The sequence below is a fragment of the Pseudomonas sp. P179 genome (assembly GCF_000478485.2).
Lineage (GTDB): Bacteria > Pseudomonadota > Gammaproteobacteria > Pseudomonadales > Pseudomonadaceae > Pseudomonas > Pseudomonas aeruginosa.
Genome location: NZ_KI517354.1, coordinates 3068093 through 3084027 on the forward strand (window position 1 = coordinate 3068093; position 15935 = coordinate 3084027).

Genomic DNA, 15935 nt, shown 5'->3' on the forward strand with positions numbered 1-15935 from the left:
GCCGTTCGGCGGGCGGCCGAAGCTCGCGTCACTCAATCCGCGCCCTCACGACACCGCCACCGCCTCCAGGAAGCGCTCCAGCACCAGGTTCGGCCGGCGTCCCTTGCGGGTCACGATGGTCAGCGCGATGGCATAGTGGAAACGCTCCGGCAGCAGGGGCCGCAGCATCCCGGCGGCGACCCAGTCGGCAGCGTAGTGCGACGGCAGGTAGCCGATGAAGTTGCCGGTCAGGATCAGGAATGCCATGCCCTCGCGGTCCGAGGCGCTGGCGCTGTTGTTCAGCTCCTGGTGGCGCGCCTGGGCTTCGGCGGGCAGGCGGTAGCTGGGCGCCACGGCGTCCGCGGCGAGCACCTCGTCCACCGCGATATCGCCGTCGGCGCGCTCGAACAGTGCGTGGCCGCGGCTGCAATAGAGCTGCGCGTGCTCGTCATACAGCGGCAGGTACTCGAGCCCCGACAGCGGACTGATCAACGGCACCACGCCGACATGCAGGTGGCCGTCGAGCACGCCCAGTTCGATCTCGTTGGGGGTGGTCATGCCGATGTTGATCCGCACCTGCGGTCCCTGCCCCTTGAGCGCGCTGAGAGCGTGGGTGATGCGCATCTGCGGCAGGGTCACCAGGTTGTTGATGATGCCGATGTTGAGTTCGCCGCGCAGGTGCTGGTGCAGGTCGTTGACCTCGGCGCGGAACCCCTCCAGCGCCGCCAGCAGGGTCTGGGTCGCGCGATAGACCTCGCGGCCCTCGTCGGTCAGGGCGAAGCCGGCGCGGCCGCGCTGGCACAGGCGCATGCCCAGGCGCTTCTCCAGGTCGCCCATGTGCAGGCTGATCGCCGAGCGGCTGAGGCCGAGAGTGCTCTCCGCGGCGGAGAAACTGCCGCACTCGACGATGGTCTTGAAGATGCGCAGCAGGCGGATATCGAAATCGCTGACCTGGCCGAGCGACGGGTTGCGGGATTTGGCCATTATTGTTTTACCCAGTCGAAACTAAACGTGAGAAGAATAAGCTTTATCTAACCTTTCGTCAGGGCCAAGCTTGATCCAACGCTCCGCCGCCGCGTGCGCGGAACCTTCCAACAAGAAAGCCCGAGGATCGAACGATGAACCAGCCGCTCAACGTGGCCCCGCCGGTTTCCAGCGAACTCAACCTGCGCGCCCACTGGATGCCCTTCTCCGCCAACCGCAACTTCCAGAAGGACCCGCGGATCATCGTCGCCGCCGAAGGCAGCTGGCTGACCGACGACAAGGGCCGCAAGGTCTACGACAGCCTGTCCGGCCTGTGGACCTGCGGCGCCGGCCACTCGCGCAAGGAAATCCAGGAGGCGGTGGCTCGCCAGCTCGGTACCCTCGACTACTCGCCGGGCTTCCAGTACGGCCATCCGCTGTCCTTCCAGTTGGCCGAGAAGATCGCCGGGTTGCTGCCAGGCGAACTGAACCACGTGTTCTTCACCGGTTCCGGCTCCGAGTGCGCCGACACCTCGATCAAGATGGCCCGCGCCTACTGGCGCCTGAAAGGCCAGCCGCAGAAGACCAAGCTGATCGGCCGCGCCCGCGGCTACCACGGGGTCAACGTCGCCGGCACCAGCCTCGGCGGGATCGGCGGCAACCGCAAGATGTTCGGCCAGCTGATGGACGTCGACCACCTGCCGCACACCCTGCAACCGGGCATGGCGTTCACCCGCGGGATGGCCCAGACCGGCGGCGTCGAGCTGGCCAACGAACTGCTCAAGCTGATCGAACTGCACGACGCCTCGAACATCGCCGCGGTGATCGTCGAGCCGATGTCCGGCTCCGCCGGCGTACTGGTACCGCCGGTCGGCTACCTGCAGCGCCTGCGCGAGATCTGCGACCAGCACAACATCCTGCTGATCTTCGACGAGGTGATCACCGCCTTCGGCCGCCTGGGCACCTACAGCGGCGCCGAGTACTTCGGCGTCACCCCGGACCTGATGAACGTCGCCAAGCAGGTCACCAACGGCGCCGTGCCGATGGGCGCGGTGATCGCCAGCAGCGAGATCTACGACACCTTCATGAACCAGGCGCTGCCCGAGCACGCGGTGGAGTTCAGCCACGGCTACACCTACTCCGCGCACCCGGTTGCCTGCGCCGCCGGCCTCGCCGCGCTGGACATCCTGGCCAGGGACAACCTGGTGCAGCAGTCCGCCGAACTGGCGCCGCACTTCGAGAAGGTCCTGCACGGCCTGCAAGGCGCGAAGAACGTCATCGACATCCGCAACTGCGGCCTGGCCGGCGCGATCCAGATCGCCCCGCGCGACGGCGATCCGACCGTGCGTCCGTTCGAGGCCGGCATGAAGCTCTGGCAACAGGGTTTCTACGTGCGCTTCGGCGGCGATACCCTGCAATTCGGCCCGACCTTCAACGCCAGGCCGGAAGAGCTGGACCGCCTGTTCGACGCGGTCGGCGAAGCGCTCAACGGCATCGCCTGATGAGCGGCCGCCCGCAAGCCGTACCCACCGTGCAGGTGGACAACGCCGAGGTGATCGTGACCGAATGGCGCTTCGCCCCCGGCGCGGAAACCGGGCGCCACCGCCACGGCCACGACTATGTGGTGGTACCGCTGACCGACGGCACGCTGCTGCTGGAAACCCCAGAGGGCGACCGTCACGCGCCGCTGGTCGCCGGACAGGCCTACTTCCGCAAGGCAGGCGTCGAGCACAACGTGATCAACGCCAGCGCACACGAAGTGGTCTTCGTCGAGACCGAGATCAAGTAATCCGCACCCGCTCCCCAGGGAGCGGGTAAAGGGAAAGGGCCACGGCCCTTTCGTCACCCCTAGCGAAGAGAGAACAAGACAAGATGGGCACCCTCCACCACCTGATCAACGGCGAAATGGTCGCCGACAACGGCCGCAGCGCCGACGTCTTCAACCCCTCCACCGGCGAAGCCATCCACAAGGTCCCGCTGGCCGACGGCAAGACCCTGCAGAAAGCCATCGATGCCGCCAGGGCCGCCTTCCCGGCCTGGCGCAACACCCCGCCGGCCAAGCGCGCACAGGTGCTGTACCGCTTCAAGCAACTGCTGGAGCAGAACGAGGCGCGGATTTCCAAGCTGATCAGCGAAGAGCACGGCAAGACCCTGGAAGACGCCGCCGGCGAACTCAAGCGCGGCATCGAGAACGTCGAGTACGCCTGCGCCGCCCCGGAAATCCTCAAGGGCGAGTACAGCCGCAACGTCGGCCCGAACATCGACGCCTGGAGCGACTTCCAGCCGATCGGCGTGGTCGCCGGGATCACCCCGTTCAACTTCCCGGCGATGGTGCCGCTGTGGATGTACCCGCTGGCCATCGCCTGCGGCAACACCTTCATCCTCAAGCCCTCCGAGCGCGACCCCAGCTCCACCCTGCTGATCGCCGAGCTGTTCCACGAAGCCGGCCTGCCGAAGGGCGTGCTGAACGTGGTGCACGGCGACAAGGAAGCCGTGGACGGCCTGCTCCAGGCGCCGGAAGTGAAGGCCATCAGCTTCGTCGGCTCGACCCCCATCGCCGAATACATCTATGCCGAGGGCACCAAGCGCGGCAAGCGCGTGCAGGCCCTGGGCGGCGCGAAGAACCATGCGGTGCTGATGCCCGACGCCGACCTCGACAACGCCGTCAGCGCGCTGATGGGTGCCGCCTACGGCTCCTGCGGCGAGCGCTGCATGGCGATCTCGGTGGCGGTATGCGTCGGCGACCAGGTGGCCGACGCGCTGATCGCCAAGCTGGTTCCGCAGATCAAGGCGCTGAAGATCGGCGCCGGCACTTCCTGCGGCCTCGACATGGGCCCGCTGGTCACTGCCGCCGCGCAGGCCAAGGTCACCGGCTACATCGACAGCGGCGTGGCCCAGGGCGCGGAGCTGGTGGTGGACGGCCGCGGCTACCAGGTCGCCGGCCACGAGAACGGCTTCTTCCTCGGCGGCAGCCTGTTCGACCGGGTGACCCCGGAAATGACCATCTACAAGGAAGAGATCTTCGGCCCGGTGCTGTGCGTGGTTCGCGTCAACAGCCTGGAAGAGGCCATGCAGTTGATCAACGACCACGAATACGGCAACGGCACCTGCATCTTCACCCGCGACGGCGAGGCCGCACGCCTGTTCTGCGACGAGATCGAGGTCGGCATGGTCGGCGTCAACGTCCCGCTGCCGGTGCCGGTGGCCTACCACAGCTTCGGCGGCTGGAAGCGCTCGCTGTTCGGCGACCTCCACGCCTACGGCCCGGACGGCGTGCGCTTCTACACCCGGCGCAAGGCCATCACCCAGCGCTGGCCGCAGCGGGCCAGCCACGAGGCCTCGCAATTCGCCTTCCCCAGCCTCTGAAGGCTGACGACGACAGGCATGGTCGGTAACGACCATGCCTTTTTTCTTTTTCCGCAATCAGGAGTCCGCAACGTTCCACCGCCGTGAAACCTCACCCACGGCCGCACCCATGGCGTCGCCCACAAGGCGGCCCAGACCTTGCCCAAGAACAATTAAAGGGTCTCAACGATGTCCAAAGTCGTACTGGCTTCACAACTGCCGAACAAGCGCAACGCCTCGCTCGCGCCCGGCCTGAAACAACGCCACGTCACCATGCTGTCGATCGCCGGGGTGATCGGCGCCGGCCTGTTCGTCGGCTCCGGCCATGCCATCGCCGCCGCCGGCCCGGCCGCCCTGCTCGCCTACCTGATCGCCGGCACCCTGGTGGTGCTGGTCATGCGCATGCTCGGCGAAATGGCGGTCGCCTCCCCCGATACCGGTTCCTTCTCCACCTACGCCGACCGCTCCATCGGCCGCTGGGCCGGTTTCACCATCGGCTGGCTCTACTGGTGGTTCTGGGTGCTGGTGATCCCACTCGAAGCGATCGCCGCCGCGGCCATACTCAACGCCTGGTTCCCGGCCATCGACACCTGGATCTTCGCCCTCGCGGTGACCTTCCTGCTCACCGTCACCAACCTCTTCAGCGTGGCCCGCTACGGCGAGTTCGAGTTCTGGTTCGCGCTGCTCAAGGTGATCGCCATCATCGCCTTCATCGTGCTCGGCGCGGTGGCCATCGTCGGCGGCCTGCCGGAGCGTGAGGTCAGCGGCCTGTCCAGCCTGATGGCGAGCCACGGCGGCTTCGTACCGAACGGCTACGGCGCGGTGCTCGGCGCCCTGCTGACGACCATGTTCAGCTTCATGGGCACCGAGATCGTCACCATCGCCGCCGCCGAGTCCAAGGACCCGGCGAAGCAGATCACCCGCGCCACCAACTCGGTGATCTGGCGGATCGGCCTGTTCTACCTGGTGTCGATCTTCATCGTGATCTCCATCGTGCCGTGGAACGACCCGCTGCTGATCCAGGTCGGCTCCTACCAGCGCGCCCTGGAGCTGCTGGACATCCCGCACGCCAAGCTGATCGTCGACCTGGTGGTACTGGTCGCCGTGGCCAGTTGCCTGAACTCGGCGATCTACACCTCGTCGCGGATGGTCTTCTCCCTGGCCAAGCGCGGCGACGCCCCAAGCGTGCTCAAGCTGACCAACACCGCCCACGTACCACGCCCGGCGGTGCTGGCCAGCACCGCGGTGGGCTTCCTCACCACCATCGTCAACTACTTCGCACCGGAGAAGGTCTTCACCTTCCTCCTCGCCAGCTCCGGCGCCGTGGCGCTACTGGTGTACCTGGTGATCGCCGTGGCCCAGTTGCGCATGCGCAAGCAATTGCAGGCCAGCGGCCAGCCCATCGAGTTCCGCATGTGGCTATATCCCTGGCTGACCTGGGCGGTGATCCTGTTCATCGTCGCCGCGCTGAGCATCATGCTGATCATGCCGGAGCACCGTCACGAGGTGTTCGCCACCGCTCTGCTGACGATCTTCACCGTCTGCCTCGGGCTGCTCAACGCGCGACGCAAGCCGCGCCTCGGCGAGGACTACGCCGGGAAGACGGCGCGGGTCTGAGTCCACCACCGGGGGAAGAACCCAGACAGCCCTCCAAAGAAAAGCCCGGCCAATGGCCGGGCTTCTTCAGGCAAGGTCGTCTCAGACCTTCCTGACGAATTCCGATTTCAGCTTCATCGCGCCAATGCCGTCGATCTTGCAATCGATGTCGTGGTCGCCGTCCACCAGGCGGATGTTCTTCACCTTGGTGCCGACCTTCACCACCAGCGAGGAGCCTTTCACTTTCAGGTCCTTGATCACGGTGATGGTATCGCCGTCCTGGAGAACGTTGCCCACCGAATCCTTGATCACCTTGCCATCATCGGACGCCGTAGCGGCCTCGTTCGGCGACCATTCATGGGCGCACTCCGGGCAGACCAGCAGCGCACCATCCTCGTAGGTGTATTCGGAGTTGCATTGGGGACAGGGCGGCAGCGTGCTCACGGCATTCTCTCTTCAGCAGGGGGACGAAAACCGCAGATTATATAGGGTTTCTCGCTCCCCTGCCGAACCGCCTCAGAGCCCCTTGGTCTTCGGCGCGCCGACGGCCGGCCCGGAGAAGTCGAGGGTGCCCTTTTCGCTGAAGCGCACGGTGCCGAACAGGCCTCCGGCGAGCTTGCCCTTCACCACGTAGGGCATGCCCCGGGTCGGAGCGTTGTTGCTCAGGCCCCAGGCCTGGCGGAAGGCGGAAAAGGCGGAGACGGTCAGCGGCACGCTCACCACCCGCTCGCCGAAGCGCGGCACCTCGCCGGTCTGGTCGCTGACGCCGCTGGCCAGGGGCTGGCCGTTGACGTCGAGGTCGAGGGCGATGCCGTTGTATTCGATCGGCTCGTCGTTGGGGTTCTGTACCCGCAGCTTGACCATGAAGCGCATTTCCATGCCTTGCCCCGGCAGGGGTTCCAGGCCGACCAGGTCGATACGCAACGGATCGCGCTGGCCGAAGGTGCTGCAGGCGCTCAACAGGACGCCCAGGCACAGGGCCGGCAGCAGGCGGCCGAGGTTCGCAGGCAGGCGCATGGGTTCTCCTCCTTGGGTCGAATGTGCGCCCATGGTGCCACAGCCGCTAGAATTCGCCGCGCAGCCGATCCGGCTGCGCCAATGGACAAAGGACATGCCCATGCCTACACGCGTTCTGCGCGGCCTCGTCGCCGCCCTCCCACTGTTCCTCGCCGCCTGCTCGGACTCCGCTCCGTCCAGCGAGGAGATCGCCCGCCTGCTCGCCGAGCGCGGCTTCGACAAACCCGCCTGCGCCAGCTCCACCCTGTTCAAGACGTTCCCGGTGACGCTCTCCGACAGCTTCTCCGGCCCCGGCCCGGCGAAAGGCAACGCCGCGGTCTACGACGCGCTGGTCGGCGTCGGCCTGCTGCGCCGCGACGGCGATTCCTACGACCTCACGCCCGCCGGCCGCGAGGACTACAAGCCCGAGTCGAAGGCCTTCTGCTACAGCAGCGGCTTCGACGTCAGCGTCCGTTCGGTGGACCCCGCCAAGCCCGACGACTACGGCCCGGCCGTGGAAAAGGGCTGGTTGGTCACCGTCGAGGTCAAGCCACGCGAAGTGAAGGACTGGGCGAAGAACCCCGAGGTGCTCAAGCAGGCCAGCCTGACCACCCTGCAACAGATCACCCAACCGCAGGTCGGCCAGGTCTCGCTGGTCAAGCCACGCGGCGAGGAAGGCTACAAGCTCGTCAACACCCGCTTCTCGCCCAGGCAGGGCTTCCACTTCAACCAGGCCTGGTAATCCCACGCCGTCCTTCCGCCCGCCCCGCTCGGGGCGGGCTCCTCATTCAACCCACTGATCGATAAAGGTTTTTTCGACGGACGAAACAGCCGGGCGATTGCTCGCCCGAAAGCTTTCGTATACATTCGTTTTCACTGTAAACACCGTATACATCGAAAACGAAGCTGATCAGAAAATGAGCACCGTAGTCTCGTTCCGCGCCGATGACGCCCTGGTCGCGGCCCTCGACGAACTGGCCCGCGCCACCCACCGCGACCGCCCCTACCACCTGCGGCAGGCGCTCGCGCAGTACCTGGAAAGGCAGCAGTGGCAGGTCGCTGCCATCGATGAAGGCTTGGCCGATGCCAATGCCGGTCGCCTGCTGGAACACACCGAGATCGAGAAGCGCTGGGGGCTGCAATGAGCCTGAAGTGGACCCGCAAGGCGGCCGCCGACCTGGACGCCATCTACGACCATTACGTCGTGCTGATCGGCCCGGAAAAAGCTCTGAAAGCCGTTCAGGACATCGTCGAGCAGGTGAAACCGCTGCAGCAGGTAGCCAACCAGGGGGCAGGGCGGCCCAGCGAGGTGCCAGGCGTACGCACCCTGACCCTGGAGCGCTGGCCGTTCAGCGCCCCGTTTCGGGTTAAAGGCAAGGAAATCCAGATTTTGCGCATCGACAGGGTCGAAATTACCCCCTGAAAGTGGTCACACGGTTACAAGATGTTTCAAAATGAATATTTCCCTTGACTTGTACTGAGTAGCTTACTTCGGACAAAACATCCATAACTCACAAAAAATGGACATTTTTCGACCTGACCAATGAGAGCGACCAACATGCGACCACTGCGACCTGATTAGTTCTTTGGGTGACTCATGCTTCGCTCCCATACGCGTCCGTATTTTTCCGTAACCCGACGACCTCGCCCGCTGGGCATGCTTTCTCGCGCTTTTTCCGGTGATTTTTCCCCAGGCGCAGTCTCCCGCAAGGAGGAACCGGCATGGATTCGCTGAAAGGCATGGCGATCTTCGCCACTGTGGTGGACAAGGGTTCGATGGCAGCCGCGGCCCAGAGCCTGGGCATGACCCCTTCGGCAGTCAGCCAGCAGATCCGCAAGCTGGAGAGCCGCGCCCAGGTCACTTTGCTGCATCGCACCACCCGCCGGCTGACCCTGACCGAGGCCGGCGAGGCGTTCTATCGCAGTTGCGCGCAGATGCTGGCGATCGCCGAGGAAGCCGAGCGGCGGCTTGGCGAATGGCGCGATGCGCCGGTGGGTGAGTTGCGCCTGGCGGCGCCGGTGGGGTTCTCCGGCACGCTGATCACCCAGGCGCTGAAACCGTTGCTGGAGAACCACCGCCAGTTGCGCCTGCAGCTGTTCTTCCAGGACGAGCGCATCGATCTGGTCGCCGAGCGCATCGACCTGGCGATACGCGTCGGCAATCTCGCCGACTCCAGCCTGGTGGCGCGCCACCTCGGCGATTGGAGCAGCGTGCTCTGCGCGGCGCCGGCCTATTTGCGCCAACGGGCGCCCATCAACCGTCCGGAGCAGTTGACCGAGGTCGACTGGATTTCCCTGAACACCTCGAACCACCTCAACCACCTGACGCTCGGCGGGCCGGGCGGGGAAGTCTGCAAACTGCGCCTGGAGCCACGGGTGGCCGCCAACGGGATGCTCGCGGTGCGTCAGTTCACCCTCGACGGACTCGGCGTGTCCTACCAGCCGCTGCCGGAGGTGCGCGACGCGCTGAACGACGGGCGCCTGCAACAGCTATTGCCGGAGTGGAGGATTCCCGGGCTCGGCATCTATGCGGTGACGCCACGGCGCGAGGCCCAGCCGGCCAAGGTGAAGGTCGCCATCGAGGCGCTGCGGCGAGCGTTCGCCACGGACGGGGATGAGCGCTGGAGCTGACCGACGGACTGCCGGCCAGCTCCAGGTACCGTCAGGAGAAGCGGCCGAGGGTCAGGGTGACCTCGCCGATGTCCGTGCCCGTAGCGTTGCCGCCGCTGGTGATGCCGGCATAGTCCGCCGATGCCGGCGTGAAGCTCCAGGTGTTGGTGGCGCCGGATTTCCACGGGTCATCCCAGCTGAAGGTGCCCATCTTGGTGTTGCCGTCGTAGCAGTCGAAGCTGCCCTGGGTGCCGGACGAAGCGTTCTCCCGTCCGCAGGAGGCGATCCATTGCGGGCTGCCGGCCTGCACGTTCATGCTGCTGACTTCCTCGGTGGAAATCTCGTCGTCCTTGTTGGTGTAGCGGTAGAACTTGCCCCATTGCAAGGTGGCGTTGCGGATGCCCACCGTGCCGATGGATTTGGATACCACGACCTTCACTGCGATCCATTCTGCGTATGCCATGTCGATCTCCGTTAACCATGCGTTCACAGCTTCCTGTAGGACGTCACGGACAGGACCGGGCGCTCACAACGGACCCTTGGCTACTTCGACCAGCACGGCGCCATCCCTGACCCGCTTCACTATAGGCTGGCCACCAGCCACCACCGCCTGCCAGATCTGGTAGGCGGCGGCCGGGGAGGTCAGGCCCTCCGGCGTTTTTCCCCGCGAGGGGCCTTCATGCCGAATGCCTCGCGCAGGTCGGTGGTGGGTGGCGGCAGGAAGCGCATGCGGGCGAACAGGCCTCGCAGGTAAGCGTCCATCAGCGCAGCCGCCGCCGCGCTGTCGCCGTCCTCCAGGGCATCGAGCAGGGCGCGCTGCGCGGCGCAGGCCTCGGCGGTATAGACCGCCCCCTTGTTCAGCGCGATGTCCAGCGAGGCGCGTGCCACCAGGCCACGGACGAAACCCTGCAGCAAGGGATTCTCGGTCAGTTCGGCCAGGCGCAGGTGGAAGCGCCCGGCGAGACGGATCAGCCCGGCGCTGTCGCGGGCCGCGAGGCAAGCCTGCTCCTCGTCGACCAGCGCCCGTAGCTCGGCAAGGGCGGCGGGATCCAGCCCCGCGGGCAGTTGCCGCACCACTTCGCTTTCCACCAGCAGGCGCGCGTCCAGCACCTGCCGCGCCTGGCGCTCGTCCGGGCGGGCAACGCTGGCGACCTCCTTCGGCGGCATCACCACCGCGCCGTCCTCGGCGAGACGGGTGAGGGCACGCTGGATGGTACCGTTGCTGACCCGGAAGATCTGCCCGAGGGTTTCCTTGCTCAGCTTGGCGGCCGGCGCCAGGCGCTTTTCCAGGATTGCCGTGTAGATGCTTTCGTAGACGAAATGGCTGGTGGGGCGCAGCGCGGCGCCCTGCTGGGTACGTGCTTCGAATCCGACCATGTTCACACCTGTCGAGTCGTGCTTGTGGGCCTTCGCAGGCGGCGGACGAAAGCCGTCCGGGCGCCGCGACGGTCCCGGGTTGGAACCCTGGCGCGGGCGATCAGACCTGCGGCAAGCGCAGGTCGATGTTCAGGCGCGCGCCTTCGTTGAGGATGTGCTGGCGCATCGCCTGGCTCGCCCGCTCGCTGTCGTGCTGGCGGATCGCACGGAGGATGGCGTCGTGTTCCTGGAGGATCTCCTCGGCGTATTCCGGCTGGCGGCGCACCAGGTTGTCGCTGCGTTCCAGGGCGCTGCCGATCTGTTCGGAAACGCTGAGGAAGATCGGGTTCGAGGTGAGCTTCACCAGGCGCCGGTGGAAGGCCGTGTAGGCCTCAACCAGAGCCTGCGGGTCGCCATCCTCGACCGCTTCGCGCAGGTCCAGCAGCAACAGCCGCAGTTCGCTGATCTCCGCCGCCCCGGCGCTCTGCGCGACGATGCCGACGATGAACGGCTCCAGCGCATAGCGCAGTTGCAGGACGTCTTCCATGGTCGCCTCGCCGGGCGCCGCGACCTCGCGCAGCGGTTCGCTGCGTTCGAGGACCATCACGCCCTTGCCCGGCAGCGAACGGACCACGCCCAGGGTCTCCAGGACCATGATCGCCTCGCGCAGGCTCGGCCGGCTGATTTCCATCTGTTCAGCCAGCTCGCGCTGGCCGGGCAACATCTGGCCGGCGACCCAGCGACCCTGCTCGATGGTGTCGAGCAGGCGCTGGGCAACCGCGTTGACCAGCTTGGACGAAGAAAACATGTCGCCTCCCTTTACTTGCCAATCGGACGTGCAACGCGCCTCGGCGCGTCAGCCATGCAGCTTGCCTTCCCCGGCCACCGCGCTGCGCTTGAGCGGCTCGCCGTCGGCCTTGGCCGGCGCCTCCAGGCGCCCGTCGAGTATGGCCTGCGCGCGCGGCATATCGATGTCGTTTTCCCAGCGGGCGATGGTCACGGTGGCCACGCAGTTGCCGATCAGGTTGGTCAGCGCGCGGCCGATGCCCATGAACCAGTCCACCGAAAGCACCAGCACCAGGCCGGCCACCGGGATCGCCGGCACCGCGGTGAGGGTGGCGGCGAGGATCACCAGGGCCGAGCCGGGAATGCCGTGGGCGCCCTTGGAGGTGACCAGCGAAACCAGCAGGATGGTGATCAGGTCGGTCATCGCCAGCGGCGTGCCGGTGACGTGGGCGATGAACACCACCGCCAGGGTCAGGTAGATCGAGAATCCGTCGAGGTTGAACGAGTAGCCGGTGGGAATCACCAGGCCTACCGTGGAGCTGCGGATGCCCATGTGCTCGAGCTTGCGCATCACCTGCGGCAGCACCGCGTCGGAGGAGGCGGTGCCCATCACGATCAGCAGCTCTTCGCGGAAGTAGCGCAGGAACGGCAGCATGCGCACCCCGGAGAGACGCAGGACGCTACCGAGCACCGCCATGACGAAGACCAGGCAGGTGGCGTAGAACACCAGCACCAGCGCGCCCAGGTGGCTGAGCGAGTCGACGCCGTAGCGGGCGGTGGTGAAGGCCACCGCGCCGAACACGCCGAGCGGTGCCAGGCGCACGATCATGCCCATGATGCGGAACACGATGTGGCTGAATTCGTTGATCAGGCGGGCCACGCCGCTGGCCTGCTCGCCGACCAGGTTCAGGGCGCTGCCGAACAGCACGGAGAACAGCAGGACCTGGAGGATGTCGTTCTCGGCGAAGGCGCTGAACACAGAGGTCGGGATCAGGCCCATGAGGAATGCCACGGGGCCATGGATTTCCTGGGTGCGCCCGGTATACAGGGCGACGTCGCCGGCGGGCAGTTCGTTGAGATGGATGTTGGCGCCGCTGCCCAGGCCCAGGCTGTAGGCGACCACCAGGCCGAGGACCAGGGCGATGGTGGTGAGGATTTCGAAGTAGATCACCGACTTCAGGCCGATGCGGCCGACCTTCTTCAGGTCGCCGGCGCCGGAGATGCCGTTGACCACCACGCAGAAGACGATCAGTGCGATGAGCATCTTGATCAGCTTGATGAAGCCATCGCCCAGCGGCTTCATCTGCACGGCCAGGTCGGGAATGCCGACCCCGCAGATCACGCCTATCACCAGGCCAATCACGACTTGCAGGAATATCGAGCGGGAACAGCGCTTGATGAACATCGCAGGAGTCTCCATTCGGCGCTTCCATCGGGCCTCGCGGAGGCGGGCGATGAACGCATTTTTATTGTGGTATTACCGGTCTGACCAGTTCAGCCTATACGCAAAGAAGTCAGCCTGACAAGCCGCTATCGGCGGGCGCGACGAATGGCCAGGAACCACGGCACGCGCGGGCCGCAGCCGGGAGGAGGGCGCTCGGATGGCGCAAGGCGGCGGGCCAGAGCGGCTCGCCGCGGGGAAGGGGAGGTCAGCCGGCGAGGGCCTCGGCGACGAAATCGAGGCGATCCTGGCCGAAGAACAACTGGTCGCCGACGAAGAAGCTGGGCGCGCCGAAGACGCCGCGCCGCACCGCCTCTTCGGTGGTCGCCTTGAGCCCCTCCTTGACCTGCTCGTCGCCAACCAGGCGGAGGAACTCATCCGGATCGAACCCAGCCTCCGCCAGCACCTGGGCGACCACCTCGGGCTTGCCGAGGTTCTGCTGTCGTACCCACAACGCTTCGAACACCGCTTTCAGGTAGGGCTGGAACCCTTCGCCGCCGAGATAGCCCTGGGCGCCGCGCATCAGCGTCAGGGTGTTGATCGGGAAGGCCGGGTTGAAGGCCAGTGGCACGCCGTAGCGTTTCGCATAGCGCGCCAGGTCGTGGAGGGTATAGCGCCCCTTGGCCGGCACCTCAATCGGCGAATGGTTGCCGGTGGCCTTGAACACGCCGCCCAGCAGCATCGGCCGCCAGGCGATGCTCGCGCCATGGGCGGCGGCGATGCGCGGCAGTTGGGTCCAGGCGAGGTAGGTGGTGGGACTGCCGAAGTCGAAGAAGAACTCGATTTGCTTGCTCATGCGTGGCTCTTTCCGTGGCGGGGATCAGAAGGTTTCCATCCAGGGGCGCAGGTCCAGTTCGTGCACCCAGCAGTCGCGCGGCTGGCAGTGGATCTGCCAGTAGGTCTCGGCGATGTGCTCGGGATCGAGGATGCCGTCCTGCTCCTTGCGCTTGTACAGCTCGGGCAGGGTTTCGCGGATGAAGTCGGTGTCGATGGCGCCGTCGATGATCGGGTGGGCGACGTGGATGCCCTTCGGCCCCAGCTCGCGCGCCATGCTTTGGGCCAGGGCACGCAGGGCGAACTTGGCGCCGGAGAACGCGGCGAAATGCGCGCGGCCGCGCAACGAGGCGGTGGCGCCAGTGAAGATGATCGTTCCGCGCTGCCGCGGCAGCATCACCCGCGCCGCCTCGCGGCCGGTGAGGAAGCCGCCGAAGGCGGCCATCTCCCAGACCTTGCGATAGACCCGTTCGGTGGTTTCGGTGATCGGGAACCAGACGTTGGCGCCGACGTTGAAGATCACCGCCTCCAGCGCACCGACCTCACCCTCGATGCGGGCGAAGAGGTCGATCACCTGCTGCTCCTGGCGTGCGTCGCAGCCGCAGGCCAGAGCCTCGCCGCCTTGGTCGCGGATGGCCTGCACCAGCGGCTCCAGCTTCTCCGCGTTGCGCCGGGCGACGCACGCCACGTAGCCCTCGCGGGCGAACCGCCGGGCGATGGCGCCACCGGTGGCGTCGCCGGCGCCCATTACCAGAACCGCTTTGCGCTGGGTCATTGCAGAGGCCTCTCTTGTTAGTTCTTTTTTAGAACCCAATAGAGACGATAGTTAGTTCTTAAAAGGAACTTGTCAACTGGCAAGGGCTCGAGTGATATCCGCGCACCAATTACTCTGCCTGTCCCGGCCTGCCCGGCACGTCCTCTCCCTGAAGAGAGGGGACCGGTCGGCGGAGCCTGGTACGACAGCGTCCTTCCTGCCGTAACGCCATCGGCGTTTATCCGCCGATTCGCGTCGGCGGCCAGGCCTGGAACGCTCAGCCGCGCCGCAGCAGGCGCCCCTTCCAGAACAGCCCCTCGCGTACCGTCACGTCCCGCGCGTGCAGCGGCTCACCGCATTCGGAACAGACCAGCACGCCATGCATGTGTTGGCCGCAATGCTTGTGCACATGCTCGAGTGGCGGCCCCTCGACGCCGGCGAGGTGGCGGTCGCCCCAGTTCACCAGGGAAAGGATGGCCGGGTACAGTTCCATCCCTTTCTCGGTAAGCCGGTATTCCTCGCGCAGCGGCCTTTCCTGGTAGGGCACCTTGGCCAGTATCTCCGCTTCGACAAGGCGCTTGAGGCGGTCGGCGAGGACGTGACGGGTCACGCCGAGGCTGCGCTCGAAGTCGTCGAAACGGCGCACGCCGAGAAAGCAGTCGCGCAATACCAGCAGGGTCCAGCGATCGCCGAGGATCGCCAGCACCCGCGCCAGCGAACAGGGTTGTTCGCTCAGTTCTTCCCAACGCATGAGACACCTCCAGCCGTTCGGCAAAGGATAGCCGCGTGGGTTCTGAAACGAAACCGACCGGCCACGCCTTTCCAGCGGCCCGCCGCCCATGGCATAACCGCGTTCCTGTCTCCTGCCCCGGAATCCCGACCATGTCGCTCGACTGGACCTGCAAGCACCACGCCGACCTCACCCTGAAGGAACTCTACGCGCTGCTGCAATTGCGCACCGAGGTCTTCGTGGTGGAACAGAAATGCCCCTATCAGGAAGTCGACGGCCTCGATCTGGTCGGCGATACCCATCACCTGATGGCCTGGCGCGACGGCCAGTTGCTCGCCTACCTGCGCCTGCTGGACCCGGTTCGCCACGAGGGCCAGGTGGTGATCGGCCGGGTGGTCAGTTCCTCGGCCGCGCGCGGCCAGGGGCTTGGTCACCAGTTGATGGAACGCGCGCTGCAGGCGGCGGAGCGCCTCTGGCTGGATACCCCGGTGTACCTCTCGGCCCAGGCCCACCTGCAGGCCTACTACGGCCGCTATGGCTTCGTCGCGGTCACCGAGGTCTACCTGGAAGACGACATCCCGCACATCGGCATGCGCCGGGCCTGA

Annotated in this window: 19 protein-coding genes; 9 read left to right on the plus strand and 10 right to left on the minus strand. The window is 66.1% G+C overall.

The features are described 5' to 3' along the window. Positions 1-45 precede the first annotated feature (45 nt). Positions 46-963 (minus strand): HTH-type transcriptional activator BauR, encoded by a 918-nt coding sequence (gene bauR, locus HMPREF1224_RS26740; protein ID WP_003083805.1) that lies wholly within the window; start codon positions 961-963, stop codon positions 46-48. 134 nt (positions 964-1097) lie between these two features. Here bauR and bauA point away from each other — a divergent pair, with 134 nt between their 5' ends. From bauA to gabP, 4 genes are all read left to right on the plus strand, one after another. Then, positions 1098-2444 (plus strand): beta-alanine--pyruvate aminotransferase, encoded by a 1347-nt coding sequence (gene bauA / locus HMPREF1224_RS26745; protein WP_003101231.1) that lies wholly within the window; start codon positions 1098-1100, stop codon positions 2442-2444. Next, the gene (gene bauB, locus HMPREF1224_RS26750) at positions 2444-2731 is read left to right on the plus strand and encodes a beta-alanine degradation protein BauB (protein ID WP_003083790.1); all 288 of its coding nucleotides are present in this window, start codon (positions 2444-2446) and stop codon (positions 2729-2731) included. The genes bauA and bauB overlap by 1 nt, the downstream gene beginning before the upstream one ends. Positions 2732-2814: 83 nt before the next feature. Next, positions 2815-4308 carry a CoA-acylating methylmalonate-semialdehyde dehydrogenase gene (locus HMPREF1224_RS26755; RefSeq protein ID WP_003101230.1) on the plus strand — a complete coding sequence of 498 codons (1494 nt, stop codon included), beginning with the start codon at positions 2815-2817 and terminating at the stop codon, positions 4306-4308. A gap of 168 nt (positions 4309-4476) precedes the next feature. Continuing rightward, positions 4477-5904, plus strand: coding sequence for a GABA permease (gabP, locus tag HMPREF1224_RS26760; protein ID WP_003083784.1), 1428 nt, complete (start codon positions 4477-4479; stop codon positions 5902-5904). A gap of 81 nt (positions 5905-5985) precedes the next feature. Here gabP and HMPREF1224_RS26765 read toward each other — a convergent pair whose 3' ends face one another. Both HMPREF1224_RS26765 and HMPREF1224_RS26770 read right to left on the minus strand, forming a co-directional pair. Continuing rightward, positions 5986-6327: a zinc ribbon domain-containing protein YjdM gene (locus tag HMPREF1224_RS26765; RefSeq protein ID WP_003101229.1), complete on the minus strand. Its 342-nt coding sequence runs from the start codon at positions 6325-6327 to the stop codon at positions 5986-5988. Between the two features lie 72 nt (positions 6328-6399). After that, positions 6400-6900, minus strand: a complete 501-nt coding sequence (locus HMPREF1224_RS26770; RefSeq protein WP_003101228.1) for an LEA/WHy family protein — start codon at positions 6898-6900, stop codon at positions 6400-6402. A gap of 100 nt (positions 6901-7000) precedes the next feature. Between HMPREF1224_RS26770 and HMPREF1224_RS26775 the strand changes: the two genes are divergently transcribed. The 4 genes from HMPREF1224_RS26775 (at position 7001) to HMPREF1224_RS26790 (ending at position 9510) form a co-directional block, all read left to right on the plus strand. Continuing rightward, positions 7001-7621: a hypothetical protein gene (locus HMPREF1224_RS26775; protein ID WP_003101226.1), complete on the plus strand. Its 621-nt coding sequence runs from the start codon at positions 7001-7003 to the stop codon at positions 7619-7621. Positions 7622-7796: 175 nt separating this feature from the next. Then, positions 7797-8024 carry a CopG family ribbon-helix-helix protein gene (locus HMPREF1224_RS26780; protein ID WP_003083775.1) on the plus strand — a complete coding sequence of 76 codons (228 nt, stop codon included), beginning with the start codon at positions 7797-7799 and terminating at the stop codon, positions 8022-8024. Beyond that, positions 8021-8302 (plus strand): type II toxin-antitoxin system toxin ParE, encoded by a 282-nt coding sequence (gene parE / locus HMPREF1224_RS26785; RefSeq protein WP_003083773.1) that lies wholly within the window; start codon positions 8021-8023, stop codon positions 8300-8302. Before HMPREF1224_RS26780 ends, parE begins: the two co-directional genes overlap by 4 nt. A gap of 299 nt (positions 8303-8601) precedes the next feature. Beyond that, positions 8602-9510 (plus strand): LysR family transcriptional regulator, encoded by a 909-nt coding sequence (locus HMPREF1224_RS26790; protein WP_010793581.1) that lies wholly within the window; start codon positions 8602-8604, stop codon positions 9508-9510. A 31-nt stretch (positions 9511-9541) separates the two neighbouring features. On the opposite strand, the gene HMPREF1224_RS26795 is transcribed toward HMPREF1224_RS26790, so the two are convergent. The 7 genes from HMPREF1224_RS26795 to HMPREF1224_RS26825 form a co-directional block, all read right to left on the minus strand. Beyond that, complete coding sequence (locus HMPREF1224_RS26795; protein WP_003101225.1) at positions 9542-9952, minus strand: aegerolysin family protein; 411 nt, start codon at positions 9950-9952, stop codon at positions 9542-9544. Between the two features lie 179 nt (positions 9953-10131). Then, positions 10132-10866, minus strand: a complete 735-nt coding sequence (locus tag HMPREF1224_RS26800) for a GntR family transcriptional regulator (protein WP_003117208.1) — start codon at positions 10864-10866, stop codon at positions 10132-10134. Positions 10867-10966: 100 nt separating this feature from the next. Then, positions 10967-11653 (minus strand): FadR/GntR family transcriptional regulator, encoded by a 687-nt coding sequence (locus HMPREF1224_RS26805; protein ID WP_003083762.1) that lies wholly within the window; start codon positions 11651-11653, stop codon positions 10967-10969. Between the two features lie 48 nt (positions 11654-11701). After that, positions 11702-13051 (minus strand): C4-dicarboxylate transporter DctA, encoded by a 1350-nt coding sequence (locus HMPREF1224_RS26810; protein WP_003142411.1) that lies wholly within the window; start codon positions 13049-13051, stop codon positions 11702-11704. A 229-nt stretch (positions 13052-13280) separates the two neighbouring features. After that, on the minus strand, positions 13281-13868 hold the full coding sequence (locus tag HMPREF1224_RS26815; protein ID WP_003119512.1) for a 2-hydroxychromene-2-carboxylate isomerase: 588 nt from the start codon (positions 13866-13868) through the stop codon (positions 13281-13283). A 24-nt stretch (positions 13869-13892) separates the two neighbouring features. Further along, the gene (locus HMPREF1224_RS26820; protein ID WP_003083755.1) at positions 13893-14621 is read right to left on the minus strand and encodes an SDR family oxidoreductase; all 729 of its coding nucleotides are present in this window, start codon (positions 14619-14621) and stop codon (positions 13893-13895) included. 256 nt (positions 14622-14877) lie between these two features. Then, positions 14878-15351, minus strand: coding sequence for a winged helix-turn-helix transcriptional regulator (locus tag HMPREF1224_RS26825; RefSeq protein ID WP_003083753.1), 474 nt, complete (start codon positions 15349-15351; stop codon positions 14878-14880). Between the two features lie 131 nt (positions 15352-15482). On the opposite strand from HMPREF1224_RS26825, the gene HMPREF1224_RS26830 reads away from it, so the two are divergent. Further along, positions 15483-15935 (plus strand): GNAT family N-acetyltransferase, encoded by a 453-nt coding sequence (locus HMPREF1224_RS26830; protein ID WP_003083750.1) that lies wholly within the window; start codon positions 15483-15485, stop codon positions 15933-15935.